We start from the raw sequence: 7,437 nt of genomic DNA on the forward strand, positions 1-7,437 counted from the left end.
GGCAAGACCCACCTGCTGGCCTCCCTGTGGCACGCCACGCCGGCCGAGCCCGAGCGCAAGGCGTTCGGCACCTTCGTGGAGCTGACCAACCTGGTCGGCGCTCTCGGCTTCCAGCAGACGGTGAAGACCCTCTCCGGGCACCGGCTGCTCTGCATCGACGAGTTCGAGCTGGACGACCCGGGCGACACGGTGCTCGTCTCCACGCTGCTCGGCAAGCTCGTCGAGGCGGGGGTCGCACTCGCCGCCACCTCGAACACCCTGCCGGGCAAGCTCGGTGAGGGCCGCTTCGCGGCCGCCGACTTCCTGCGCGAGATCCAGGGCCTGTCGGCCCACTTCCGCGCCCTGCGCATCGACGGGGAGGACTACCGCCACCGCGGTCTGCCCGAGGCGCCGGCGCCGTACTCCGACGAGGTGGTGACGCGGACCGCGCACGCCACCGGGGGCGCCTCGCTCGACGCCTTCCCCGACCTGCTGGACCACCTGGCGAAGGTCCATCCCAGCCGCTACGGCGCCCTCACCGACGGGCTCGGCGCGGTGTGCCTCACCGGGGTGCGGCCGGTGCCCGACCAGTCGACGGCGCTCCGGCTCGTCGTCCTCGCGGACCGGCTCTACGACCGCGAGGTCCCCGTACTCGCCTCGGGACTGCCGTTCGACCGGCTTTTCAGCGAGGACATGCTGAAGGGCGGCTACCGCAAGAAGTATTTCCGGGCGATCTCGCGGCTCACCGCGCTGGCCCGCGACGCGAAACGGCTCGCCGACGCCGCGTGATACGGATGTGCGACAGCCGATCGAATCGCCGTTGATCAAGGGCGCGTTCGCGCCAACACACCCTTTCTTTTCAGGCGCCGTCCGCCACGAGGCACCGAGTTGACCCTCCCGGGGACTTTGCTCGGTTAACGTGCTTCTTGACCAATCGTTGACCAAGCACTGGCGTGCCGGAGAGGCGTGAACCGCCTTGACGCGGACGCATGTTCCGAGGTCGGGCGAGCGTGGCCGCACCCAGGGCCCTTGTCGTCGCTTTACCTTCGGCGCCCTTTCCGTATCCCCTCGCGCCTTTCGCCGGGGCATATACGGATGGTGAATCACGGGCCACGGATCAGGGTTGGTCCGACCGGGTGCGCCACGAGTGTTTCCGGCCCCCGACGCCCTTTCCCTTCCCCACCCCGGGGCGCCGCCCCGGACCCCGCTCCTCAAACGCCGGAGGGGCTGAAGCCGGACCCCGTTCCTCGAACGCCGGAAGGCTCTGAGCAACGCCCCTCCGCCTCCACGCGCGCCAGGAGGAAACGCACGATGCAGCCCCTCATCGACAACGCCCGCAGCTTCGGACAGCGGCCCGCGGAATTCGCCCGTCTCGCCGAGGGCCAGTCCCCCGACGTCCTGTTCATCACCTGCTCCGACTCCAGGGTGGTCCCGGCCCTGATCACGGGCGCCCGGCCCGGCGAGCTCTTCGAGCTGCGCACCGCGGGCAACATCGTCCCGCCGTACGCCCCCGGGCGCCCCTCCGCCGAGGCGGCCACCGTCGAGTACGCCGTGGAGGTGCTGGGCGTGACCGACGTCGTGGTGTGCGGCCACTCCCACTGCGGGGCCATCGGCGCGCTGGTGCGCGGCGACGACCTGGACGCCGTACCGGCCGTACGCGACTGGCTGGCGCACGCCGCCGGCGCGCCCGGACCGGCCGACCCTGCGGACCCGGCCTGCGCGGAGGCGGTACAGCAGCACGTGCTGGCCCAGCTGCTGCGCCTGCGTTCCTACCCGTGCGTCCAGCAGCGGCTCGCCTCCGGCCGGCTCCGGCTGCGCGGCTGGTACTACGAGGTGCACACCGGGGCCGTACGCGAACACCGCGCCGCCGGTGACGCGTTCGAGGCGCTGTGAGCACGCCCGTGCCGAGGTTTCCCCACCTCCGCCAGGACGTCACCGCCTCGCTCGTCGTGTTCCTCGTCGCCCTTCCGCTGTGTGTGGGCGTCGCCGTCGCCTCCGGTGTGCCGGCCGAACTCGGCCTGGTCACCGGCATCGTGGGCGGCCTGGTCACCGGACTGCTGCCGGGCAGCAGCCTCCAGGTGTCCGGTCCGGCCGCCGGACTGACCGTGCTGGTCTTCGAGGCGGTCGACACCTACGGACTGCCCGCTCTCGGCGTGATCGTGCTCGCCGCCGGAGTGCTCCAGCTCGTCATGGGGGCGCTCCGGCTCGGCCGCTGGTTCCGTGCGATATCGCTCTCGGTGATCGAGGGCATGCTGGCCGGCATCGGCCTGGTCCTCATCGCGGGCCAGCTCTACGCGGCGGCCGGGCTGGAGGCGCCCGCGACCGGTGCCGGCAAGATCCTCGGGCTGCCCGGGGCCGCGATGGACGCGCTGGGCAGCACGGAGGCGCTCGCCTCGCTCGCGGTCGGCACGGGCACCGTGGTGGTGATGCTGCTGTGGCACCGTGTGCCGGGCCCGGCCGGGGCCGTGCCGGGCGCCCTCACGGCGGTCCTGCTGGCGACGGCCGTCACCCTCGCGTCCGGCCTGCCCGTCGCGACGGTGGAGGTCCGGGGCCTGTTCGACGCCGTCCAGCCGCCCGACGCGGACGCCTTCGGCTCGGTGGCCGGCATCGGCGTCCTCGGCACCGTCGTCGCCTTCACCCTGATCGCCTCCGCCGAGAGCCTGTTCAGCGCGGCCGCGGTCGACCGGCTGCACACCGGTCCGCGCACCCGCTACAACAGGGAACTGATGGCGCAGGGCGCCGGCAACACGGTCTGCGGGATCCTCGGCGCGCTGCCGATGACGGCCGTCATCGTGCGCAGCTCGGCCAATGTCCGGGCGGGCGCCAGGACCAAGGTGTCCCGGGTGCTGCACGGCGTCTGGCTGCTGTTGTTCGCCGCGCTGCTGCCGTCCGCGCTGGCCCTGATCCCGCTGCCCGCGCTGGCGGGCATCCTGGTCCACGCGGGCTGGAAGCTGATCCCGCTGCGCGGCCTGGCCGCACTGTGGCGCGGGCATCGCGGCGAGGCATTCATCCTGGTGGTGACCGCGGTGTCGATCGTCGTGGTGAACATGTTCGAGGGCGTGCTGATCGGCCTGGCCCTGTCGGTGGCCAAGACCGCGTGGGAGGCGTCGCAGGTCAGACTCGAGGTCATGGACAGGGGAGCCGGACCCCTCCGGGTGCACCTCTCCGGCAACGCGACGTTCCTGCGCCTGCCGAAGATCCTCGACACCCTGGAGTCCCTCCCCGATGACCGCCCCCTGGAACTTGACCTCACCGGTCTCCACCACCTCGACCACGCCTGCCACACGGCCCTGGAGCACTGGGCGGAACGCCACAGCACCCCGGAGACACCCCCGGTGAAAGTCACCCCCTGAGGGGCGCGGGACTGTTCCGATATGCGGCTCCGCCGCGCGAGCCCGAACAACTGCCCCCCAGGGGCGCGGGGAACTGCGCGAAGGGGGTCTGGGGGCGGTGCACCTTCTTAAGGGTGGGTAGCCTCTGACCTGCGGAAACGGGCCTTTTCGAGGCTACGGCGTGCCTGTGGAGTGCCAAGAACTGAAACCCAGGTGCGCCCGTTCCGTGACCGTTCAGTGACTGTCGGAAGCAATCCGCGCGCACAGTAAGACGCCCCCGACTGTGTCCCTTGCTCGCACAGTCGGGGGCGCTGCCCGCCCAGGCCGGGGGGTTGCCTGGGCGGGGGTCACACGTTGCTGCCCTTGCGCCTCGCAGCGCCCAGGAAGCGGCAGCCATCCGGTTTGGTGCAGGGGGCGCTATGCGCCCTGGGCGTCAAGCTCCCGGTACGGGTTGCCCTCCGCCGGAGTCACCCGCCAATAGGTCTCGACCATGGCCTTGAACTGTCGGTGCGAGGGGTTCAGGCCCGTGTGTTTGAGTGCCCACATCTCCACAGGTTCAGGGGAGTTGTCCGACGCGGGAGCCTCCGCCCCGCACGCCATGCACAGGGCGGAATAGATGGCCTGCGGGGCGCCCTCGCCGGTTTCCGGCCCCAGCGCCCATTGAGCCGCTTTGATGATCGAGCGAGTCACAGTTCCCCCCGGCTCCGCCTGTTGACCTCCGCCACCTGGGCGCGCAGCCTCGCGTCTGTCCTCGCCCGGCAATGCGGGCAGGCGCAGGGCGGGAACCGGCCGGAAAGGTCCGGCACTTCCGGAGGCTCGACCGTTCGCAACGGCCGGACCTGGGTCCGGGCGCCTGTCCGCGGATTGATCCGGTAGACCTCAATCGTCATCGTCACCGGACATCCCCCCACGGGTGCGCCCAGGGCCCTGCCCATGGCGTTCCCTGGGCGTCCGCGCGGTTGCTCCTAGGCGAGGCGCCCAGGTGTGCCACATAGGGCCGGACAAGGGCGCCCGTGGGCTCCCAGGCTTCCTCTGCCTCCCAGTCGCGGAACGGCTGCGGGAGCGCTGGGCGCACTTTCGCGCGGAGCCTGCGAACGGTGATCAGCCTCGCCCCCAACACGTAGGGGAAGAGCGGGAGTTGGGCCCTGCGAGGCGTCACGGGGGTTGCGTGCCGCCTGTGCCTGCCGGGGGTGCGCGGTCCGAAGAGAACCGCTCTCACCCATTCGAGTACCTGCGTGATAAGCATGGACTGTCGACGCTCCTATGTCAGCGTTGGCCACGCCCCCGGGCCGTTCGCGCGGTCGCGGGGGTCCTTCCGTCTGGCCACACTTCCGCGCTGACAATTCGCTGCCTAGCGGCCCCGTGTAGGCCCGTTGTAGGCCAGACTTGATGCATGCGCGGTGAGACAGCGGCCCACATGATCCGGCGCCTGCGGCAGGCCAAGGGTTGGAGCCAGGCACGACTAGCAGCGGAGGCATGCCGCACGGCAGGGTTACCGGTCGACTCACTCAGTCGGCAGGACGTCTACCGGTGGGAGAAAGGGAAACGCACGCCGCGTGAGTGGCTGCCGTTCATTGCTGCCGCTCTAGAAGTGCCTGTCACTGAACTTGGAGAGGCAGCCGCCAGCGGCGCCCAGGGCGCTACTCCAATAACGGTTGCTGACTTCCTTCCCGCTGCCGACTCATTGGCGCCATTGAAAGTCAGACGGGCGCGCCAAATCGGCTCGGGTGACGTTACCGACCTAGCCGGCCGCGTGCACGGGTTGCGCCTCGCGGACGATGTTCTAGCGGGTGGCGACCTAATCGGCCCAGCGCTTAGGGAAATGCGTTCCGCGGTGAAGCTGTACCGCGAGGGAAGCCACACGGAGGAAGTCGGACGCGCATTGCTCATTCAGATTGGCGAGCTTGCGCAGATTGCCGGTTGGATTGCGTCTGACGCTGGGCGTCATGAGGAAGCAGAACGCATCTATAAACTAGGCATGAGCGCCGCCCAGCAAGCGGGAGACAAAACGCTAGTCGGCAACCTTGCCGGATCTCTTGCCTACCAATACAGCAACACAGGGCGGGAAAGCGAAGGGTTGGCACTTGCACGCGCAGCTCTTGACCAGTCGGGTGACAATGCACCCCCGAAAGCGCGCGCTCTGTACCTCGACCGCGTGGCCTGGGCGCACACCAAAGTGAATGAGGCACAGCCTGCAATGCGTGCCCTGGGCGAGGCGTCCCAAGCATTGGCCGAGGATAATGAGGGACGGGAGTCACCCCAGTATCTCTATTGGGTCGAGGCAGGCGAATTGGAAGTAATGGAAGCACGCGTCTATACAGAGCTGAAACGCCCATTGCGTGCGGTTCCGTTGCTGCGGGAAGTCCTCGCCAGGTATGACGCCACTCATACAAGAGAGCTAGCCCTGTACCTCTCATGGCTTGCCGTAGCGTTGACGGACGCCAACGAGCCGGAGGAAGCGGCAGCAACGGCCCAAAGGGTCATCACGCTTTCCTCGGACGTGGCGAGCGAACGAACGGCAGAGCGCGTGAAAGTCATGCTGCACAGGTTGGAAGACTTCCGGGACGTGCCAGAGGTGCGGGAAGTTCTAAACCACGCTGCGTAAGGGGGCATGAAATGGTGAGCCCGCGCAAGCGCCCGGAAGCTATCTACCGGGCAGGCGTACACATCCGGGATGGGCACATCGAGGAAAAGAGAAACGGGCACGCCCTCATTCAGAAGGATGACGGCAAGTTTGTTTTGATCCCGCAATAGGACATCGCCGTAAAGCGTCTGCCGTGAACGCAGAAAACGCCCCCTCTCGTCCCGCCCGTGGGCGAGGCAAGAGGGGGCGTTTTGGTAGTCGGCCTGTTCAGCGTTCACGCGTCAGAAGTAGGTAACGCTGCCGCTCGAAATTCTCGACGCTGACAGCCTGGGCAGCCGCTCGACGCTCTACGCGCTTTCTGCTCCGATACTCCTGAACTCTGGCGAGGACCCAGCGCGTACGTTCTTCGGAAAGGGGCCGACCGACAGGCGGCCCCCACTCTGCGGGAAATACAGAGGCGCCCCGCGCAGCATCGGCCTTTTCGACTCTGCCGCTTTCGAGCTTGCCCGTTTCCATTCCTAGTCCACCTCCAATGACGGAGCCTTGCTTTTTACTGTCCCTCGCAAAGCGCCGACTGCCGCAGCGACTAGTGATCCTTCCTCGCTCGGCTCGACGTATGAAAGCTTGACGTAGTCACGGGTGCCCTTGAAATCAGGGCGAGGATTACGGCGTTCGTATGGGGCGCCTGCGTGCGTGGCGCCCTCGCGTCTAGCGGCCGCAATCTCTCCAGGGGAAAGGGGGGGAAGGCTGCCACGGCGCATTGCTCGACGCATCTGCCTTTCCTCGGCTGCGTCGGCACCTGCCTGAATGGCAGCCGGACTCAAGATCACTGGGCGAAAACGCCCCAGACAAAAATTTGGAAGTTTGGGCCGGGGCTGCCAAGCGTGCCCCTGCAAAGAACGGCAGCGCTCTGACCTGCGGTTTTGTGGTGCGCGCTCCGCCGGCCTCTCTTGTGGCCTGCGGTTTTGCCCAGGGCTGACGCAAGGTCCGGGATTGAGATGTTTCCGCAGGTGAGCGGTCCGTGACGTGGAGGACCGAAGCTCCGTTGAGCGGGGTGACCTCGCAAGTCGCCCTGTGTCTACGGAGCTTCGGTGAATCGTCAGTCTGCCATGTGTGTGCCCGTGATGGAGTCGATGTCGCTCGCGTCGGAGCGGACGTTGCTTCTGCGGCGGCCGGCCGAGGTGAGAGACCCGCGTGATCCTCGGGGCCGGTGCTTCTCGCTGGTGTCGTTGCTGTTGGTCACGCTGTGCGCGACGGCGGCCGGGTTCGGCTCGTACCGGGCGATGGCGCAGTGGGCGGCGGCCGCCGGGCCGGTGGAGTTGCCGCGGCTGGGGCTGCGTCCGCTGGGCCCCTTCCAGCTGGTGCGTACGCCGAGTGCGGACACGCTGCGACGGGCCTTGACGCTGGTGCGTCCCGCGGATCTGGAAGTGCTGCTGCGGGTGGGTGGGCTCGGTCTGGAGACGGTGGCGGTGGACGGGAAGGTGCTTCGCGGGTCTGGCGGCAGCGAGTCGGTCGCGGTGACGGTGATCGGCGCGATGGCAC

6 protein-coding genes and 1 pseudogene are annotated in these 7,437 nt (G+C 68.5%); 6 read left to right on the forward strand and 1 reads right to left on the reverse strand.

Features of this window, described 5'->3' with window-relative positions; all coding sequences use genetic code 11:
• From zapE to B9S61_RS17990, 3 genes are all read left to right on the forward strand, one after another.
• Positions 1-768: cell division protein ZapE (zapE, locus tag B9S61_RS17980; RefSeq protein ID WP_103543182.1), on the forward strand; the 768-nt coding region annotated here is incomplete at its 5' end.
• Positions 769-1,290: 522 nt separating this feature from the next.
• Positions 1,291-1,872, forward strand: coding sequence for a carbonic anhydrase (locus B9S61_RS17985; RefSeq protein WP_103543183.1), 582 nt, complete (start codon positions 1,291-1,293; stop codon positions 1,870-1,872).
• A gap of 8 nt (positions 1,873-1,880) precedes the next feature.
• Positions 1,881-3,332, forward strand: a complete 1,452-nt coding sequence (locus tag B9S61_RS17990; RefSeq protein WP_258039716.1) for a SulP family inorganic anion transporter — start codon at positions 1,881-1,883, stop codon at positions 3,330-3,332.
• Positions 3,333-3,728: 396 nt separating this feature from the next.
• Here the strand turns inward: B9S61_RS17990 and B9S61_RS42395 are convergent, their stop codons facing one another.
• Positions 3,729-3,857, reverse strand: coding sequence for a hypothetical protein (locus tag B9S61_RS42395; RefSeq protein ID WP_258039717.1), 129 nt, complete (start codon positions 3,855-3,857; stop codon positions 3,729-3,731).
• An 871-nt stretch (positions 3,858-4,728) separates the two neighbouring features.
• Between B9S61_RS42395 and B9S61_RS42400 the strand changes: the two are divergent.
• The 3 genes and pseudogenes from B9S61_RS42400 to B9S61_RS18005 form a co-directional block, all read left to right on the forward strand.
• A pseudogene (locus B9S61_RS42400) lies at positions 4,729-4,911 on the forward strand (helix-turn-helix transcriptional regulator); the annotation flags it as partial.
• 234 nt (positions 4,912-5,145) lie between these two features.
• Positions 5,146-5,916 (forward strand): hypothetical protein, encoded by a 771-nt coding sequence (locus tag B9S61_RS42405; protein ID WP_258039718.1) that lies wholly within the window; start codon positions 5,146-5,148, stop codon positions 5,914-5,916.
• A 1,070-nt stretch (positions 5,917-6,986) separates the two neighbouring features.
• Positions 6,987-7,437 (forward strand): transposase family protein (locus tag B9S61_RS18005; RefSeq protein ID WP_181007414.1); only part of this gene is annotated, 451 nt, incomplete at its 3' end.

The sequence above is a fragment of the Streptomyces sp. SM1 genome, assembly GCF_002910825.1.
Classification (GTDB): domain Bacteria; phylum Actinomycetota; class Actinomycetes; order Streptomycetales; family Streptomycetaceae; genus Streptomyces; species Streptomyces okerensis.